This is a genomic window from Microbacterium sp. 1154, from assembly GCF_031455375.1.
Lineage (GTDB): Bacteria > Actinomycetota > Actinomycetes > Actinomycetales > Microbacteriaceae > Microbacterium.
In genome coordinates this window covers 202,357-219,178 of record NZ_JAVDSN010000001.1, presented here as the reverse complement: position 1 = coordinate 219,178, position 16,822 = coordinate 202,357, and the positions used below count along the sequence as shown (strand labels likewise).

The following is a 16,822-nucleotide window of genomic DNA, read 5'->3' as shown; positions in this document are numbered from 1 at the left end:
GTGCGGGGTGGGGCTTCGGCTCCGCCCCGTCTTCGTGCGTGGCAGAACCGGCCCGGCCCCTCCGTATAAACGCTTCCAGCGACCATAAACGCGGTGTGCTCGCGTTTCCCGTCGCGCACAGCGTTTATGCGTGAGGAGGGGGCGGATGCCGCGGCGGCAGTGCGGCGGGTTGGGCTTCTGCGTATCGCCGGGTGGGGGTAGTCGGCCGGCGCTGCATCGAGATGACACTCTTCTCCCCAGATCACCCACGATGCGGCAGCCTCGTGGGTCAGCTCGCGCAACCGGGGTGATCTCGGCGGCGACCACCGGCCGGCCGCGCCCGGCCGTACCTCAGGCCCCGCTCAGGAGAGAGCAGGGCGGGCGTCGTACCCTGTGCGAATGTCCTTTTCCGCTCACCGGCCCGGCCGTTTCGGCTCCGACGGCCGCATCGAGTTCACGACGGACGAGGAACGCGAGCAGTATCTCGACGACATCCTCGCCGCGCAGAACGCGGCGAACCGTCCCGCCGAACCCCAGGATCACACCCCCGAGCCGTGGGGCGCCCCGCCCGCCGACGACGAGACCCTCCCCCTCGACGACGCCCCGGCGGACGCCGCGACCGTCCCGATCGAGCGGGACCCCGAGCCCGCGTCGCCCGAGCCCGAGCCGGTCGCCGACGACGAGCCGCGGAACCTCGAGGCCGCCCCGGCCGTCGCCCCCGTGGCATCCGAACCCCGTCCGCCCCGCCTGCGCCGTCACGACCCGCGCCGCCCCCGCCTGTCGCTCGTCCGGCGGATGGCCGTGCTCGGCGGTGCGGACAACGACGTGCTCGACGAGGTACCCGAAGAGGTGCCGCGCTTCGTGCAGATGTTCCTCGTGCTCGCGGGGACCGCGCTCGTCTCGTCGCTGTCGATGATGTTCGCTCTGCTGACGGGCGTGCGGGTGAGCCTGTGGCTCGCGATCCCTCTCGCGATCGTGTGGGGCCTCATCATCTTCAACCTCGACCGCTTCCTCACCTCGACGATGCGCTCTACGAAGAACATCTTCCGGCTGCTCGGTCTCGCCATGCCCCGCGTCATCATGGCCGCGCTCATCGGCATCGTGGTGGCGGAGCCCCTGGTGCTGCAGGTGTTCCAGAACGACATCGTGCGCGAGGTGAACTCCACCAACGTCACGCAGGCCCTCACGGATCAGGATGCCGTGACCAACGGACCCGAGAAGCAGGCGCTCGACGCCGCGAGCGCGCAGGTGTCGGCGCTCGAGAACCAGGCGGCGACCGGCATCGTGACCGGAACCTCGTCGACCTCGGCCGAATCCGCCGCAGCGCAGCAGAGCGTCGACCAGCTGACCCAGCAGCTCGCCGCCCAGCAGAGCGTGATCGACCAGGCCCGCGCCGTGTACCAGTGCGAGCTCACCGGCCAGGGCGCAGGGACGGTTCCCGGCTGCACCGGCGTCGCCGGCAACGGCGCGAGCTCCGATGCGGCGCAGGCCCAGCTCGCGCAGGCGCAGTCGGCGTACGACTCGCTGTCGACCCAGCTCGCGCAGGCGCAGTCGACGCTGGCCGCGGCGAACTCCGCCGGAGCCGAGGCCGCCGCCTCGTCGGCCGACCAGAACAAGCAGCAGGCCGAAGACCAGCTACCCGCCGCTCGCGCTCAGTACGAATCCGCGCTCACCGCCTACAACGCGAGGGCTTCGTCCGTCGCCGACGGCAACGCGGGGGCGGTGGGTCTGCTGAGCCAGATCACCGCGCTCGAGCGCCTGTCGGACCGTGAGCCGACGCTGCGCTGGGCGCACTACCTGATCGCCGCGCTGTTCTTCATGATCGAGCTGCTGCCCGTGCTCGTGAAGGTGCTGACCGGCTTCGGCGGCCCCTCGCTGTACGAGAAGGCCGAGAAGATGCGCGGGCAGATCGCCCTCGACCGGGTGTCTGCCCGCACCTTCCGCAAGCGTGCCGACATCATCGCCGACGAGGCGAACCGCGTTCCGGCGACCGTGACCTGATGGTCGTGTGGAGCGCGGGACTCCTGCTGTACCGGCTCGTCCCGGAACCGCAGGTCTTCGTCGCGCACATGGGCGGCCCGTTCTGGGCGAAGAAAGACGCCGGCGCCTGGTCGATCCCGAAGGGCGAGTACGACCCCGACACGGAGGGGGCCCTGGATGCCGCCCACCGGGAGTTCCGCGAGGAGCTCGGCGTCGATGCGCCCGAGGTCGCGTGGGCCGAGCTCGGCACGTTCGCGTACTCGAGCGGCAAGAAGGTGGTGGTGTTCGCGGGCGACGGCACCGGGTTCACGGCATCCGACTTCACCTTCGGCACTTTCGAGATGGCGTGGCCGCCTCGCTCCGGCAGGACCGCGACGTTCCCCGAGGTCGACCGCGCCGAGTGGATGGGCCTGGATGCCGCGCGCGAGGCGCTCGTGAAGGGGCAGCGCCCCGCGATCGACGCGCTCGCCGCCGTGCTTCAGGGCCTGGGTGGCGACTGAGGCGCTGCCCGCTGGGGGCGGAGGTCGTGCGTAACTCCTGAACGGCGGGGGCCCGGTCTCCTCGGCGCCCTGGACCAGAGGGCGCAGCGCCCGGCGTGCGCCGTTCTCTCAGGAGTTACGCGCGGCGACCCTCCCCGCGCTGCCGCCCCGCCCGGGGGATCCGCATCGCCTCGGGCGCCCGCGCGCCGCACGCACGAGTGTCCGAAACACCCGGACGTTTCGAAAAATCGTCCGGGTGTTCTGGACACTCAAGAGGGGCTCGGCCCCGCGCGCCGCGGGGCGCGAGCCCCGCGGCGCGACGCGGTCACGGGCGCAGCAGCACCTTGCCCACGCGGGGCGAGTCGCTCGCGGTCACGGCCTCGACGATGTCGTCGAGACCGTAGGTGGCGGCGACGGGCAGGGTCAGGGTGCCGTCGGCGAGATAGCGCGACAGCTCGCCGAAGAGGGCGCCGCGGGTCTCGGCATCCATCGTCTTGCTGACGACGCTGCCCCAAAAGCCCTTCACGGTGGCCTGGCGGAAGATGAGGTCGCCGGCGCCGAGCTCGAGCTTGCCCGCGCCCATCGAGCCGAAGATCACGAGCGTGCCGTTCTCGCTGAGGAGAGAGAGCACCTGGCCCGCGGCCGGTCCGCCGACCGAGTCGACGCCCGCGACGACGGTGCCGTCGCCGACGAGGGCGAGGGCCTTGTCGCGCCAGTCCTCGGCGTCGGTCGAGACGACGTTGTCGATTCCCTGTGCGGCGAGCTCGTCCACGGCGCTCTGCCGGCGCACGAGGCCGACGACGTTGACGCCGCGGGCCTTGGCGATCTGCGCGACCATGCGGCCGACGGCGCCGTTGGCGGTGTTCTGCACGATCCAGTCGCCGGCCTCGAGGTCGAGAGAGTGCAGCAGGCTGATCGCGCTGAAGGGCATCGAGACGAGCTGCGAGGCGACCTCGTCGCTGAGTCCTTCCGAGACGGGGATGAGACCCGCTGCCTTCGCGACGACCTGCTCGGCCCACACGCCGAAGGTGCCGCCGGTGGCGACGCGCTGGCCGACCGTGAGTCCTTCGACGCCCTCGCCGAGTTCTTCGATGACGCCCACGGCTTCGGTGCCGGCGCGGGCGGGCATCTCGGGCTTGAAGCCGTAGGTGCCGCGGACGGTCCACAGGTCGTGGTTGTGGATGGGCGACAGGAGCACGCGCAGGCGCACCTCACCGGGGCCGGGGGTCGGGTTCTCGACCTCTTCGACGCCGAGGACGTCGGCCGGCTCGCCGAACTCGTGGTGGATGACTGCGCGCATGGATTCCTCCTGTGGTTATTTTGTAACGACCGGTCTAATATAGACCTCGGTCCTCGGAACGCAACTGAGAGGGCCCTGAGCGTGATCACAGGCTCAGCCGCCGAGGCGAGGGAGAGACCATGGGCAGGATGCCGAGCTTCGAGCGCTCCGCCGTCGTCGACGCCGCGCGCGACGTCTTCTGGCGTCGCGGGTACGCCGAAGCGGGGATCGTCGAGCTCGAAGAGGCCACGGGTCTCACCCGCTCGAGCCTCTACAACGCCTTCGGCAGCAAGCGCGGGCTCTTCGACGCGGTCCTGTCGGCGTACCTCGACGATGTGGTCCGCACGCGCCTGCGCCCGCTCGGCGGGGGAGACCCCGGCGCCCTCGAGGCTTACGTCGACGAGATGCGCTCGGCGATCGAGTCCGACGCCCCCCGCGCCCGGCTCGGCTGCCTGCTGCTGAACGCCGGGTCGTCGTCGCTCGCGAGCGATGACGCCGAGGTGCGCACGCTCGTCTCGGACTACGCCGCCGAGATGCGCGCCGCGATCCGCGCGGCGGTCGCCGACCGGCGTCCGGATCTGACTCCGGATGCCGTGGACGCCCTCGCCGCGGTCTGCGCCTCGCTCGTGGTGGCAGGCCTCACCCTCGCGCGCGCCGATCGTGACGCGGCGCTGTCGACTCTGGCATCCGTAGCCCCGACGCTGGAGTCGTGGGGCTGACCTGCTTGCGGGAGTGGCCGGAATGTGTTGCTGGCGAGGCGTCGAGGCGACACGTCTCGGCGCCCCACGCGGGGTGAGGGCGGGTCAGGCCAGCTTGACCGCGGTGCCGTAGGCGACGACCTCCTGGAAGTTCTGCGCCACCTCGCTCGTGTCGAAGCGCATCGCGATGACCGCATCGGCGCCGACGGCTTGGGCGGCTTCGACGAGACGCTGCTTGGCTTCGTCGCGGCTGTCCTGCAGTTGCTTGGTGAGGCCCTGCAGTTCGCCGCCGAAGATGGACTTGAGGCCGGCGCCGAACTGCACACCGATGTTGCGCGCGCGGACGGTCAGGCCCGTCACCTCGCCGTACACCTCGACGATCTGGCGGCCCGGGACATCGTTCATGGTCGTGACCAGCATGCGCCCAGTGTGGCAGGTGAAGGAGCGCGCCGCGAGGGGTGAATCGAGCCGCTCTGTGTATACCTAACCGGGGGCCGAGGTGCGCAAAATCCCGCTCGCACCCGCAGAGTGTATACACTGGAGAAATGACGGCGAGGGGGCAGCATGCGTGCGGGTGATCGCGCCTACGCCACGCTCCTCGACGAGATCCAGACCGGGGCGCTCTCGCCGGGAACCGTCCTCGCCGAGGTCGAGCAGTCCACGCGCCTCGGAGTCAGCCGCACCCCCCTTCGCGAGGCGTTGCGCCGCCTGGCATCCGACGGGCTCGTCACCCAGGCATCGGCGCGCGTGACGGTGGTCGCGGGCATCGACGCCGAAGACATCGGCTCTCTCTTCGATCTGCGCCGGGCGCTCGAGACCGAGGCGGCACGGTTGGCCGCCCGACGCGGAGATCACGGGGGGTTTCGCCGGCTCGCGACCGAGTTCGCCGCCGTCGACACCGCTGAGGCCGATGCGTACTACGCCCTCATCGCCCGTTTCGACTCCGCGATCGACGCCGCCGTCGACAACGCCTACCTCTCCGCCGCGCTGCGCAGCGTGCGCACGCACCTCGTGCGGGTGCGACGCATGGCGCGAGACAACCCTCTTCGTCTCTCGGCCTCGGCCGGGGAGCATGAGTTGATCGCGAGAGCGATCGGCGCCGGCGACCCCGAACTCGCCGCCCACGCCACCCACGTGCACCTGCACAACGCCCTCACCACCATCCTCGAAGCCCTCACGGAGGACCCCTCATGACGATCACCCACCACGTGCGCGTGCACCGCAGCGACGAGAACCTGGCCCGCGAGGGCCAGCTCGCCTGGGCCCTCGCGCGCGTCGCGACCGACCCGGTGGCCGTCGACGACGACGTGGTCGACATGATCGTCAACCGCCTCATCGACAACGCGGCCGTCGCGGCCGCCTCGATCACGCGCCAGCCCGTGAGTGCGGCACGCCAGCAGGCGCTCGACCACGCCGTCTCGATCGGCGGACCGGGTGCCACCGTCTTCGGCTGCCTGCTCGAGCGCCGTACGAGCCCCGAGTGGGCGGCCTGGGCGAACGGCGTGGCCGTGCGCGAGCTCGACTACCACGACACCTTCCTCGCGGCGGATTACTCGCACCCCGGCGACAACATCCCGCCGGTGCTCGCCGTCGCGCAGCACACCGGCCGCGACGGGGCGGCGCTCGTGCGGGCCCTCGCCACGGCGTACGAAATCCAGATCGACCTGGTGCGCGCCATCTCGCTGCACAAGCACAAGATCGATCACGTCGCCCATCTCGGTCCGGCCGCGGCTGCCGGTATCGGCACCCTGCTCGACCTCGACCAGGAGACGATCTACCAGGCCATCGGGCAGGCCCTGCACACGACCACCGCCACCCGCCAGTCGCGCAAGGGCGAGATCTCGACGTGGAAGGCGCACGCTCCCGCCTTCGCCGGGAAGATGGCGATCGAGGCCGTCGACCGGGCGATGCGCGGAGAGACCAGCCCCTCCCCGATCTACGAGGGAGAGGACGGCGTGATCGCCTGGATGCTCGACGGCCCAGACGCCTCGTACGACGTGCCCCTCCCCGGCGAGGGCGAGAGCAAGCGCGGCATCCTCGACTCGTACACGAAGGAGCACTCGGCCGAGTATCAGGCGCAGGCCTGGATCGACCTGGCCCGCCGCCTCGGCACCGAGCGCCCCGACCTTCGCGACCCGGCGAAGGTGGCATCCATCGTCCTGCACACCAGCCACCACACCCACTACGTGATCGGCTCGGGGGCGAACGACCCGCAGAAGTACGACCCCACCGCCTCGCGCGAGACGCTCGACCACTCGATCCCGTACATCTTCGCCGTCGCCCTGCAGGACGGCGCGTGGCACCACGTCGACTCGTACGCGCCCGAGCGGGCCGGTCGCCCCGACACCGTCGAACTCTGGCACAAGGTCACCACGGCGGAGGATGCCGAGTGGACGCGCCGCTACCACTCCGAGGACCCGAACGAGAAGGCCTTCGGCGGCCGCGTCGTCATCACCCTGACCGACGGCTCGACCGTCGAGGACGAGATCGCCGTCGCCGACGCCCACCCGCTCGGCGCCCGGCCCTTCGCGCGCGAGGACTACATCCGCAAGTTCCGCCTGCTCGCCGAGCCGGTGCTGCTGCCCGAAGAGATCGAGCGGTTCCTCGAGCTCGTGCAGCGCCTGCCCGAACTGACGCCCGCCGAGGTCATGCAGCTGACGATCGTCGCCAAGCCCGGCGTGCTGGCCCTGGCGCCGGCGCCGAAGGGGCTGTTCTGATGCTCGGGCCGTGCTTAACTCCTGAACTCTCCCGGGCCGAGGGCTCCGGTCCCGCGTCATTCCGCGGGCGCCGCTCGGGCGGGACACGGTTCTTCCGGAGTTCCGCACACCCGACGGAGGAGAACTGATGCTCTACGCCCAGACCACCGCGGCCCAGAAGCGTCGCGCGCTGCGCGAGAAGCTGGCATCCGGAGAGCTCGTCCGGATGCCGGGAGCCTTCAACCCGCTGTCGGCCCGGCTCATCGAGCGCAAGGGCTTCGACGGCGTCTACATCTCGGGTGCGGTGATCTCGGCCGACCTGGGTCTTCCCGACATCGGGCTGACGACCCTCACCGAGGTCGCCGGTCGCGGCCAGCAGATCGCGCGCATGACGGAGCTTCCGGCGATCATCGACGCCGACACCGGGTTCGGCGAGCCGATGAACGTCGCGCGCACGATCCAGACGCTCGAAGACGCGGGGCTCGCGGGCACCCACATCGAGGACCAGGTCAACCCGAAGCGCTGCGGCCACCTCGACGGCAAGAGCGTCGTCGACGCCGACACCGCGATCAAGCGCATCCGCGCCGCGGTCGATGCCCGCCGCGACCCCGACTTCCTCATCATGGCGCGCACCGACGTGCGGGCGGTCGAGGGGCTGGATGCCGCGATCGACCGCGCGAAGGCCCTGGTCGACGCCGGCGCCGACGCCATCTTCCCCGAGGCGATGCGCGACCTGGGCGAGTTCGAGGCGATGCGCTCGGCGCTGGACGTGCCGATCCTGGCGAACATGACCGAGTTCGGCAAGAGCGAGCTGTTCTCCACCGCCCAGCTGCGCGACGCCGGCGTGAACCTTGTCATCTGGCCCGTGTCGCTGCTGCGGCTCGCGATGGGCGCGGCCGGGCGCGGGCTGGACGCCCTGGCAGCCGAGGGCCATCTGCGCGACCAGCTCGGGGAGATGCAGCACCGCGCCGACCTCTATGACCTCATCGACTACGAGGGCTACACGCGTTTCGACGCCGACGTGTTCGACTTCACGGTGGAGCGCTGAGGCGTGTTGGTGTGGATGGGGTGACCATGTCCCGATTCGCGCAGACCATGTCCCACTTTGCGCTGCCCGGAGGGCTTCCACGCAGCGCGAAGTGGGACACGGTCGTTCGGGATCGACCGGAAGACCGCCGAAAGTGGGACATGGTCGGCAGAGCCGCCGGCGCCCCGTGTGAAGATCGCTAACGACTCAAGGGAGAGACGATGACCGACATCAAGAAGGGCCTCGCGGGGGTCACGGTCGACGAGACCGCCGTCAGCAAGGTCAACCCCGAGACCAACAGCCTGCTCTACCGCGGCTACCCCGTGCAGGAGCTCGCCGCCACCCAGCCTTTCGAAGCGGTGGTGTATCTGCTGTGGAACGGAGAGCTTCCGGATGCCGAACAGCTCGCCGCCCTGCGCCGCACCGAGCGTCAACACCGGGCGCTGACCGACGACGTCCGTGCCGCGATCGACCTGTTGCCGACCTCGGCCCATCCGATGGACGAGGTGCGCACGGCCGTGAGCGTGATCGGCGCGCGTGAGACCGCGGGGATCTCGAACGTGATGGATGCCGTGGGCACCCCGGAAGAGAACCTCGAGCGGTCTGTCCGCCTGTGGGCGCAGCTGCCCGCTGTCGTCGCGTACGGCCAGCGCCGCCGCCGCGGCGAGGACCTGGTCGAGCCCCGTGACGACCTGGACTACGCGGCGAACTTCCTCTGGATGACGTTCGGGGAGGAGGTCGACGCGGTCGTCGTCGACGCCTTCACCCGCTCGATGATCCTCTACGCCGAGCACTCCTTCAACGCCTCGACCTTCACCGCGCGGGTCATCGCCTCGACACTCAGCGACCTGTACTCCGCGGTGGTCGGCGCGATCGGCGCGCTCAAGGGCCCCTTGCACGGCGGCGCGAACGAGGCCGTGCTCCACGTCTTCACCGAGATCGGCTCGGCCGAGAACGTCGGGCCTTGGCTCGACACCGCCCTCGCCGAGAAGCGCAAGATCATGGGCTTCGGGCACCGGGTCTACAAGCGCGGCGACTCGCGCGTGCCCACGATGAAGGCCGCGCTCGACACCCTCGTCGCGCACTACGACCGCCCCGACGTCGCCGCCCTCTACGACGCGCTCGAGTCGCAGTTCGTCGAGCGCAAGGGCATCTACCCCAACCTCGACTACCCGTCGGGTCCGGCGTACGACCTGATGGGCTTCGACACGCTCACCTTCACGCCCCTCTTCGTCGCGGCGCGCGTGACCGGCTGGACCGCCCACATCCGCGAGCAGCAGGCAGCGAACGCGCTCATCCGACCCCTGTCGGTCTATGTCGGGCCCGACGAACGGCACGTCGCGGGATACGTCCCGGATGCCGCGGACGTCGAGGCCCAGGAGCGACCCGAGGAAGCGGCCGGTTGATGACCGCGCAGAAGATCGTCCTCGTCTCGGGCGCCCGCACGCCGATCGGCTCGTTCGCCGGCTCGCTCTCGGGCGTCGACGCGTACGAGCTGGGCGCCGTCGCTGTCACCGAGGCACTGCGGCGCGCGGGCGTCGAGAAGGACGCGGTCGACGAGGTCGTCATGGGCTGCATCGCGCAGAACGGCCCCGACGCGTACAACGCTCGCCGCGTCGCGCTCGCCGCGGGGCTGCCCACCCGCGTTCCCGCCTTCACCGTGAACCGCCTGTGCGGCTCGGGCCTGCAGGCCATCTGGTCGGCGGCCCAGGAGCTTCGCTGGGGCGGCATCGACGTCGCCGTGGCCGGGGGCGACGAGAGCATGTCGCGCACCCCGTTCCTCGATTACGGAGCTCGCGGCAACGCGCGCCTCGGCGACCGGACGCTGCTCGACGGCACGCTCGCGATCCTCACCGACCCCTTCAGCGGCCGGCACATGGGCACGACGGCCGAGGTCGTGGCATCCCGATACTCCGTCTCTCGCGAGGAGCAGGACGCCTTCGCCGTCGAGAGCCAGCGGAGAGCGGCGACGGATGCCGCCCGCGCGGCCTTCGCGGAAGAGATCGTGCCCGTGACCATCGGCGGAAAGCGGCCGGTCGAGGTCGCGGTCGACGAGCACCCGCGACCGGGGACCACTCTCGAGACGTTGGCGGGGCTGCGGCCCGCGTTCGAGAAGGACGGCTCGGTCACCGCGGGCAACTCCTCGGGCATCAACGACGGCGCCGCCGCGACCGTGCTGATGCGCGAGGACGACGTTCGCGAGCGCGGCCTCACGGGCCTCGCGACCCTGGAAGCCGTGACCACCGCAGGCGTCGACCCCGAGATCATGGGCTACGCCCCGGTCATCGCCCTGCAACGGCTGTGGGAGCAGACGGGGCTCGCCCCCGCCGATGTCGACGTGATCGAGCTGAACGAGGCCTTCGCCGCGCAAGCGGTCGCGGTGATCCGCGACGCGGGCCTCGACCCCGAGAAGGTGAACCCCTACGGCGGCGCGATCGCCCTCGGCCACCCGGTCGGGGCGACGGGAGCGATCCTCACGGTGCGCGCGGCGCTCGACCTGCAGCGCCGCGACCTCGAGTATGCGGTGGTGACGATGTGCATCGGCGGCGGCCAGGCCCTGGCGGCGCTCCTGCGGCGGTATTGACCGGCGCGTGAGGGGCCGATTCTTGTCGCCTGGCCGCGTGTTCGGCGACAAGAAGTGGCCCCTCACGCGGGGATACTGGGCGCATGAGTGTCTTCCTTCTCGGGGGTGGGCGGGATGCCGCGCGCTGCGGTGACCTGTTGCGTCCGTTCGTTGACGAGGCGCGGGAGCAGGCCGGTGATCGCGCGCCCGTGATCGCGGTGCTGCTCGTGCTCGAGGCAGGTGATGACTCCTCCGTGGAGCGCACCGTTGCGCTGCTCGAGGCCGCCGGGGCCCGGGCGGGCGAGCTCCGTGTCGAGTCGATCGTCGAGGGCGAGGTCTTCGACGCTTCGGCGCTGGAGGCCGATGCGCTCTTCGTCGGCGGCGGTCTGACCCCGGCGTATCTCGACGCTTTTGGACGGGTCCGGGATGCCGTGACCGAGCGCGTGCGTGATGGGATGCCCTACGCCGGGTTCTCCGCCGGCTCGGTGATCGCGGCGGGTCCCGCGCTCGTCGGCGGGTACCGCGTGAGCGGCGTCGAGGTCGTGTCGCAAGACGCCGGTGAGGAGCTCGATGAAGTCGAGGTGCGCCAGGGTCTCGGGCTCCTCGCCTTCGCCGTCGACGTGCATGCCGCCCAGTGGGGAACGCTCTCGCGTCTGGTCGCCGCGGTCGACGTCGGGCTCATCGGCGAGGGTGTCGCGATCGACGAACACACGGCCCTGGTGATCTCGGCGCGGGCCGCCCCCAGCGTCCTCGGCAGCGGGCAGGTCTGGCGCGTGGAGGGCACGGCAGCCGGAATCGGTGTCGAGGTGATCCGCGCTGCCCGCTAGGGGGTCCCGATCGGCGCGTGAGGGGTCACAATCTGTCGCCTGGCCGCCTTCTTGGCGACAGAAAGTGGCCGCTCACGCCCGGGGTGCGCGGGAGAGGAAGACGTCGACCTCGGTCTCGGAGTCGAGGGTGAAGCCGGCGCGCTCGTAGAGACGACGGGCGGGGCTGCCCTGCAGCACGTTCAGGCGCGTCGGACCGTCGTGAGGCTCCGCGAGCACACGACCCAGCACCTCGCCGCCCACGCCCCGGCCCTGGAGGGCGGATGCCAGGTAGAAATGCTCGATGCAGCGCGAGGCCCCGTCGGGCCGGACGGTGATGGAGCCGGCATCCGCCCCATCGACGACGATGACCCGGGTGAACTCGGGACGGAAGCCTGCGCGCATGCGCTCGCGGACACGGTGCTCGTCGTACCGACCGAGGCGCTCCAGATCTGCGCGCAAGACCTCGGCGCGCAGTTCCACGAGCCACTCGATATCGCCGGGCATGCTCGGGCGGAGGCGGATGTCCATTCATCGATTCTATGAACGCGCGCGTCGCCGAAATTCGTTGCTTTCGGGTGCCTGAGGGCGACAAAACCTGGCGACCCCTGCGAAAGGGAACGGCCCCCACCCCGAAAGGTGAGGGCCGTTCCCCGCGCAGGCGTCAGGCGGTGCGGCGGCGGCGCATCGCGAAGGCGAGACCGCCCGCGACCACGAGGAAGCCGCCCGCCAGGGCGATGCCCCACGGCGCTTGCGCGCCCGTCGCCGCCAGGGCGCCCTTGCGGACCACTTCGACCGCGAGAGCGGGCAGAACGGTGCCGTCGGCGCGCGTGATGACCACCGTGTGCGCTCCGGGCTCGAGAGCCGCGGGCACGTTCACCCGGAAGGTCACGGTGCCGGAGGCGTCGGCGGCGGGGATGCCGGTGATCACGATCGGCGTGCTGTTGAGCGTCGCCGTCAGCTGCTCGCCGGCCTTCAGCCCCGAGACGGTGACCGTGAACGATCCGCCCTGCTCGACGCGCGCCGCGCTCGCCGTGATGCTCGCGGAGGTCGACGGCGAAGCCGTGGGGCTGCCGGTGGGCTGACCCGTGGGGCTCGGCGTGGGCGTGGGGCTCGGCGAGGTCGATCCCTCGTCGACGGGCTGGGAACCGGTCAGGTACGCCCGACCGAGCGGCGAGGGCGCGACGCTCTTCTTCGCGGTGAAGAAGTCGACCGTGGCCTGCAGGTCGATCTGACCGGAGTCGGCCTTGTTCGTTCCCTCCTTGAAGACGCCGAAGTTGTCGCCGCCGGCCGCGAGGAACGAGTTGGTGACGACGCGGTAGGACTGCGTCTCGACGATCGGCTTTCCGTTCAGCTGGATCTTGCCGATGCGCTTGTCCTGCGCCGCGGCGGGGTCGTACTCGAAGGTGAAGCCCTTCGATACGCCCAGCGCGAGGACCGGACGCGGCTTCCCCGGCTGCCACTGCTGCTCGAGCAGCTGCTTCAGCTGCGCACCCGTGAGCGAGAGCGTCACCAGGGTGTTGCCGAAGGGCTGCACGTTCGCGGCCTCGCGGTACGAGACCGAGCCGTTGTCGGAGCCGTACAGCAGATCGGCGCGCAGTCCGCCGGGGTTCATGAACGCGATCTGCGCGTCCTGCCCGTTGAACGAGGGGTTCTCGCTCGTCGCCCAGAGGTACACGTCGGCGACGGTGTTGCCGAGCGTGGAGTAGGCGCCGCGGTCCTCGGCACCCGAGCTGTTCTTCGCGCGGGTGATGTCGGCGGTGATCGTGCCGACCTCGACCTTGCCCTTGGTGTCGGCGGTGGCCTTGGCATCCGCCACGATCTTCGCGGTCGCGGCCTGCGGGTACGCGATGTACTGCGTGACCGCGGGCTCCAGCAGCGCGCGCACGCCGGGCGTGATTGAGGTGAGCTTGCCGGATGCGTCCAGATCGATGTCGAGCGTGCCGAGGTTGGTGCCGTACGAGCCGGTCTGGATGACCGAGCGCCCCCCGATGGTGCACGAGTACTTCTGATGCGTGTGCGCCGAGACGATCGCGTTGACATCGGCCGAGGCGCCGCGCACGACGGCACCGAAGTCGCTGGATTCGGTCGCGATCGTGGCGCAGTCCGTGCTCTCGGAGCCGTCGTGGACCAGGACGATGACGATGTCGGCACCCGCCGCGCGGGCGTTCTTGGCCTCGCGGTTCACGGCCTCGGTCTCGTCGCCGAACTCGATCGTGGTGATCTTCGAGGGGTCGACCATGCCGGCCGTCTGCGGGGTGACGGTGCCGACGAAAGCGACCTTCGTGTTGCCGACCTGCTTGATCGTGTAGGGCTTGAGGGCCGGGGTCTTCGTACCCTTCTGGTAGACGTTCGCGCCGAGCGCGAAGTCGCTCGATGCGCCCGAGTTCCCGCCGTAGGCGGGGATGACCCGATCGGTCAGGTCGGCGAAACCGCGGTCGAACTCGTGGTTGCCCACCGCGCTGACGTCGAGGGTCGCGGCCTTCAGCGCCTTGATCGTCGGGGTGTCCTGGTCGATGAACGACTCGAAGGCGCTCGCGCCGATGTTGTCGCCGGCCGAGACGAACAGGGTGTTCGGGTTCTGCTGGCGGTACTTCTCGACGGCCCCGGCGAGCACCGCGGCTCCCGCGACGCCCCCGGTTTCCTGCAGCAAGCGACCGTGGAAGTCGTTGATCGTGAGGATCTGCAGGTCGGGCGTCTTCGGCTGCGTCGGGCGCACCTCGAACACGGTGGTGGTGCCCGAGACCTCGTTGCCCGTGACCAGCAGCGGCACGCCGGTCGGCGAGCGCAGGGCCGAGACGAAGGTGATGCCCTCGGGTCCGAGGTCGCCGGACGCGGCGGTCTTGACGTCGGCTGCGGCGTTGCGGTTGTTGACGTAGGTGACGTAGGTCGCCTTGGCGGGGTCGGTGATGTCGTAGACCATCACGCCGCCCGCACGCTCGAGACCGATGAAGGCGTAGGTGCGGCCGTCGACCACGCCGATGGTGACGTTCTCGGGCTCGGGGCCCTTGTCGTCGCTGCGGTCGTCGACGGTGTTGTTGTCGTTCGAGACGTTGAACAGCTGCGGAGCGACGTCCTTCAGCTTTTTTTCGAACTGGTCGCCCGAGTCGAAGACGAGAGCGCCCTTGGTGTCCCAGATCGAGAACGAGCGCCCGCCGTAGGCGTACAGCTCGCTGTAGCAGCCGTCCGCGGTCTTCCCGAGGTCGGTGACGACCTTGAGGCGACCCAGGTCGGTGTCGGCGGAGCGGCCGGCGAGCGGCGAGGTGGCGCAGACCGCGCCCAGGCCGTTCTTGCCGAGGTCCTTCACGCGGGCTTCATCGGTGAACGAGCCCCACTCGCGCCCGTCGCCTTCGTTTGCGGTCACGAGATAGGTCGTCGCGGTGCCGTTTGTGTTCGCCGAGTAAGAGGCGATTCCGTCGGGCATGTAAAGGCCCTTCAGGCTCGAGACGGTGCGGATGTTCACGCCGTCCTTGTCGCTCGGATCGAGGCCGACGGTGCCCCAGTCCTTGTAGCCCAGGGGCAGGATGCCGGTGACCTCGGCCTTCGTGAGGTCCACCGTCGCGACCGCGTTGTTCTCCTGCAGGGTGACGTAGGCCACGGTGCCGTCGGTGGTGATGTACTCGGGCTCGAGGTTGCGCGAGACGCGGTTGGTCGACAGGGTCGCGGCATCCTGGCCCGGGGCCGCCACGTCAGGACCGAAGACACGGACCTTGGAGTCCAGGGTCTTCGTGCCGCCCGGCTCGAAGGCGCGGAACCCCGCGGTCTTGACCGCGCTCTGCGCGGGGGCGGTGAGGGCGGACGAGAGTGCGATGACGCTGACCGAGCCCTCGGGGTCGACCGAGAAGTCGGCGGCGGGCTCGCCCTCGTTGGCGACGACGGCATACGAGCCGTCCTTCGAGAAGGTCACCATGTCGGGCAGAGCGCCGACGGTGACCTCGCCGAGCTTCGCGCTCGCGGCATCCGTCTTGTTGGCGTCGAAGAAGACGAGGTGACCGGCGTCGGTCTTGGTCGTTGCCTCGAAGGCGATGACGCCGAGACCGTCGTCGCGGACGGCGACCGAGTTGGCGACACCGGTGGAGGCGATGTCGAACAGCTTGACGGGCTTGGTTGGGTCGCTGTTGTCGAGCACCGTCACGGTGCCGGCCTGCGCGTTGACGACGAACAGACGGTCGCGGTAAGCCTGCACGATCTCGGCGGCCGACTCCTTGTAGACGCCGGTGTCGTACGAGCCGACCGGGGTGACCGACAGGGCAGCGCCCGTGGCGCTGTTCGAGACGGGCTGGGGGACGATCGCGGCGGAGGCCGCGGTGGCGCTCGAGAGGGCGAGAGCGCACACCGCCGCGGTCGTCGCGGTGAACGCGGCGGCGCGTCGGAGGAAGGTCGAAGGCATGGCTGTGTCCTCGGGTTCGGGTGGGGATGGCGATCGGCACGGGCGGCGCGATCCTGTGGATTTTGCCTGGAGTTCGTGACGACCCGGTGAACGGGGAGGGAACGCGACGGCCGTGAACCGTCATCGGCCCGTCGGGACGGACGCGGTCGTACGCTCGTCGCATGACCGAGAACGCGCCCGCGGCGACGCCCCCGGGGCCCCACTCCGATGAGCCCCATCGCCAGGGGCTCTCGCAGAGACTGAACTGGTTGCGCGCCGGCGTGCTCGGCGCCAACGACGGCATCGTCTCGACGGCCGCGGTCGTGGTCGGTGTCGCGGGGGCCGCGAGCGACACCGGTCCGGTGCTGATCGCGGGCCTCGCCGCCCTCGTCGGTGGGGCCGTCTCAATGGCGCTCGGCGAGTACGTCTCGGTCTCGAGCCAGCGCGACAGCGAGCACGCCCTCATCCAGAAAGAGAGGCGTGAGCTCGCCGATGACCCCGAGGCCGAACTCGCCGAGCTCGTGGGCATGTACGAGGCCCAGGGGCTCTCGCGTGACACAGCGACGCGCGTGGCGAACGAGCTCACGGCATCCGACGCCCTCAAGGCCCACCTCTCGGTCGAGCTCAACATCGACGCAGAGGATGTCGTGAGCCCGTGGGCCGCGGCCTTCGCCTCGGCGGTCGCCTTCACCATCGGCGCGCTGCTGCCGCTCGCGACGATCCTGCTGGCGCCGGTCGAGATCCGCGTACCTCTCACCTTCGTCGCCGTCCTCATGGCGCTCGCGATCACCGGCTACGTCGCCGCGGTCCTCGGAGGAGCGCGGCGCGGGCGGGCGGTGCTGCGCACGGTGGTCGGCGGTGCGCTCGCGCTCGCCGCGACCTACGCGGTCGGCGCGTTGTTCGGGGTCTCCGCCTCGTAGTCGGTACCTCTATCAATTAGTAGGACGTC

14 protein-coding genes are annotated in these 16,822 nt (G+C 70.5%); 10 read left to right on the top strand and 4 right to left on the bottom strand.

All coding sequences use genetic code 11. The annotated features are described in order from the left end of the window. Positions 1-378 precede the first annotated feature (378 nt). Both J2X55_RS00880 and J2X55_RS00875 read left to right on the top strand, forming a co-directional pair. Positions 379-1,980 carry a DUF4407 domain-containing protein gene (locus J2X55_RS00880; protein WP_115916934.1) on the top strand — a complete coding sequence of 534 codons (1,602 nt, stop codon included), beginning with the start codon at positions 379-381 and terminating at the stop codon, positions 1,978-1,980. Further along, positions 1,980-2,459, top strand: coding sequence for an NUDIX domain-containing protein (locus J2X55_RS00875; RefSeq protein WP_309821516.1), 480 nt, complete (start codon positions 1,980-1,982; stop codon positions 2,457-2,459). The genes J2X55_RS00880 and J2X55_RS00875 overlap by 1 nt, the downstream gene beginning before the upstream one ends. 304 nt (positions 2,460-2,763) lie before the next feature. On the opposite strand, the gene J2X55_RS00870 is transcribed toward J2X55_RS00875, so the two are convergent. Continuing rightward, positions 2,764-3,738, bottom strand: coding sequence for a zinc-binding dehydrogenase (locus tag J2X55_RS00870; RefSeq protein WP_309821515.1), 975 nt, complete (start codon positions 3,736-3,738; stop codon positions 2,764-2,766). 128 nt (positions 3,739-3,866) lie between these two features. On the opposite strand from J2X55_RS00870, the gene J2X55_RS00865 reads away from it, so the two are divergent. Beyond that, entirely contained in the window at positions 3,867-4,436 is a 570-nt protein-coding gene (locus J2X55_RS00865) for a TetR/AcrR family transcriptional regulator (RefSeq protein WP_309821514.1), read from the top strand. 84 nt (positions 4,437-4,520) lie between these two features. Here J2X55_RS00865 and J2X55_RS00860 read toward each other — a convergent pair whose 3' ends face one another. Further along, positions 4,521-4,835 carry a YbjQ family protein gene (locus tag J2X55_RS00860; RefSeq protein ID WP_115916942.1) on the bottom strand — a complete coding sequence of 105 codons (315 nt, stop codon included), beginning with the start codon at positions 4,833-4,835 and terminating at the stop codon, positions 4,521-4,523. Positions 4,836-4,979: 144 nt separating this feature from the next. Between J2X55_RS00860 and J2X55_RS00855 the strand changes: the two genes are divergently transcribed. The 6 genes from J2X55_RS00855 to J2X55_RS00830 all read left to right on the top strand — a co-directional run bounded on the left by J2X55_RS00855 (position 4,980) and on the right by J2X55_RS00830 (position 11,528). Then, on the top strand, positions 4,980-5,609 hold the full coding sequence (locus J2X55_RS00855; protein WP_309821513.1) for a GntR family transcriptional regulator: 630 nt from the start codon (positions 4,980-4,982) through the stop codon (positions 5,607-5,609). Beyond that, positions 5,606-7,132 (top strand): MmgE/PrpD family protein, encoded by a 1,527-nt coding sequence (locus J2X55_RS00850; protein ID WP_309821512.1) that lies wholly within the window; start codon positions 5,606-5,608, stop codon positions 7,130-7,132. The genes J2X55_RS00855 and J2X55_RS00850 overlap by 4 nt, the downstream gene beginning before the upstream one ends. Before the next feature lie 127 nt (positions 7,133-7,259). Further along, the gene (gene prpB, locus J2X55_RS00845; protein ID WP_115916948.1) at positions 7,260-8,159 is read left to right on the top strand and encodes a methylisocitrate lyase; all 900 of its coding nucleotides are present in this window, start codon (positions 7,260-7,262) and stop codon (positions 8,157-8,159) included. A 200-nt stretch (positions 8,160-8,359) separates the two neighbouring features. Continuing rightward, positions 8,360-9,544, top strand: a complete 1,185-nt coding sequence (locus J2X55_RS00840) for a bifunctional 2-methylcitrate synthase/citrate synthase (protein WP_309821511.1) — start codon at positions 8,360-8,362, stop codon at positions 9,542-9,544. Then, positions 9,544-10,722, top strand: coding sequence for a thiolase family protein (locus J2X55_RS00835; RefSeq protein WP_309821510.1), 1,179 nt, complete (start codon positions 9,544-9,546; stop codon positions 10,720-10,722). Before J2X55_RS00840 ends, J2X55_RS00835 begins: the two co-directional genes overlap by 1 nt. Before the next feature lie 83 nt (positions 10,723-10,805). Next, positions 10,806-11,528 (top strand): Type 1 glutamine amidotransferase-like domain-containing protein, encoded by a 723-nt coding sequence (locus J2X55_RS00830; RefSeq protein WP_309821509.1) that lies wholly within the window; start codon positions 10,806-10,808, stop codon positions 11,526-11,528. Positions 11,529-11,600: 72 nt separating this feature from the next. On the opposite strand, the gene J2X55_RS00825 is transcribed toward J2X55_RS00830, so the two are convergent. Together J2X55_RS00825 and J2X55_RS00820 are read right to left on the bottom strand one after the other, a co-directional pair. Next, on the bottom strand, positions 11,601-12,035 hold the full coding sequence (locus J2X55_RS00825; protein ID WP_309821508.1) for a GNAT family N-acetyltransferase: 435 nt from the start codon (positions 12,033-12,035) through the stop codon (positions 11,601-11,603). Positions 12,036-12,168: 133 nt separating this feature from the next. Continuing rightward, on the bottom strand, positions 12,169-15,894 hold the full coding sequence (locus J2X55_RS00820; protein WP_309821507.1) for a choice-of-anchor I family protein: 3,726 nt from the start codon (positions 15,892-15,894) through the stop codon (positions 12,169-12,171). Positions 15,895-16,055: 161 nt separating this feature from the next. Between J2X55_RS00820 and J2X55_RS00815 the strand changes: the two genes are divergently transcribed. Continuing rightward, the gene (locus J2X55_RS00815; protein ID WP_115916960.1) at positions 16,056-16,793 is read left to right on the top strand and encodes a VIT family protein; all 738 of its coding nucleotides are present in this window, start codon (positions 16,056-16,058) and stop codon (positions 16,791-16,793) included. Positions 16,794-16,822 lie beyond the last annotated feature (29 nt).

Bases quoted from the DNA above. Each gene is read 5' to 3' on its own strand.
- J2X55_RS00880 (WP_115916934.1), top strand. From the start codon at position 379: ATGTCCTTTTCCGCTCACCGGCCCGGCCGTTTCGGCTCCGACGGCCGC.
- J2X55_RS00875 (WP_309821516.1), top strand. From the start codon at position 1,980: ATGGTCGTGTGGAGCGCGGGACTCCTGCTGTACCGGCTCGTCCCGGAA.
- J2X55_RS00870 (WP_309821515.1), bottom strand. From the start codon at position 3,738: ATGCGCGCAGTCATCCACCACGAGTTCGGCGAGCCGGCCGACGTCCTC.
- J2X55_RS00865 (WP_309821514.1), top strand. From the start codon at position 3,867: ATGCCGAGCTTCGAGCGCTCCGCCGTCGTCGACGCCGCGCGCGACGTC.
- J2X55_RS00860 (WP_115916942.1), bottom strand. From the start codon at position 4,835: ATGCTGGTCACGACCATGAACGATGTCCCGGGCCGCCAGATCGTCGAG.
- J2X55_RS00855 (WP_309821513.1), top strand. From the start codon at position 4,980: ATGCGTGCGGGTGATCGCGCCTACGCCACGCTCCTCGACGAGATCCAG.
- J2X55_RS00850 (WP_309821512.1), top strand. From the start codon at position 5,606: ATGACGATCACCCACCACGTGCGCGTGCACCGCAGCGACGAGAACCTG.
- prpB (WP_115916948.1), top strand. From the start codon at position 7,260: ATGCTCTACGCCCAGACCACCGCGGCCCAGAAGCGTCGCGCGCTGCGC.
- J2X55_RS00840 (WP_309821511.1), top strand. From the start codon at position 8,360: ATGACCGACATCAAGAAGGGCCTCGCGGGGGTCACGGTCGACGAGACC.
- J2X55_RS00835 (WP_309821510.1), top strand. From the start codon at position 9,544: ATGACCGCGCAGAAGATCGTCCTCGTCTCGGGCGCCCGCACGCCGATC.
- J2X55_RS00830 (WP_309821509.1), top strand. From the start codon at position 10,806: ATGAGTGTCTTCCTTCTCGGGGGTGGGCGGGATGCCGCGCGCTGCGGT.
- J2X55_RS00825 (WP_309821508.1), bottom strand. From the start codon at position 12,035: ATGGACATCCGCCTCCGCCCGAGCATGCCCGGCGATATCGAGTGGCTC.
- J2X55_RS00820 (WP_309821507.1), bottom strand. From the start codon at position 15,894: ATGCCTTCGACCTTCCTCCGACGCGCCGCCGCGTTCACCGCGACGACC.
- J2X55_RS00815 (WP_115916960.1), top strand. From the start codon at position 16,056: ATGACCGAGAACGCGCCCGCGGCGACGCCCCCGGGGCCCCACTCCGAT.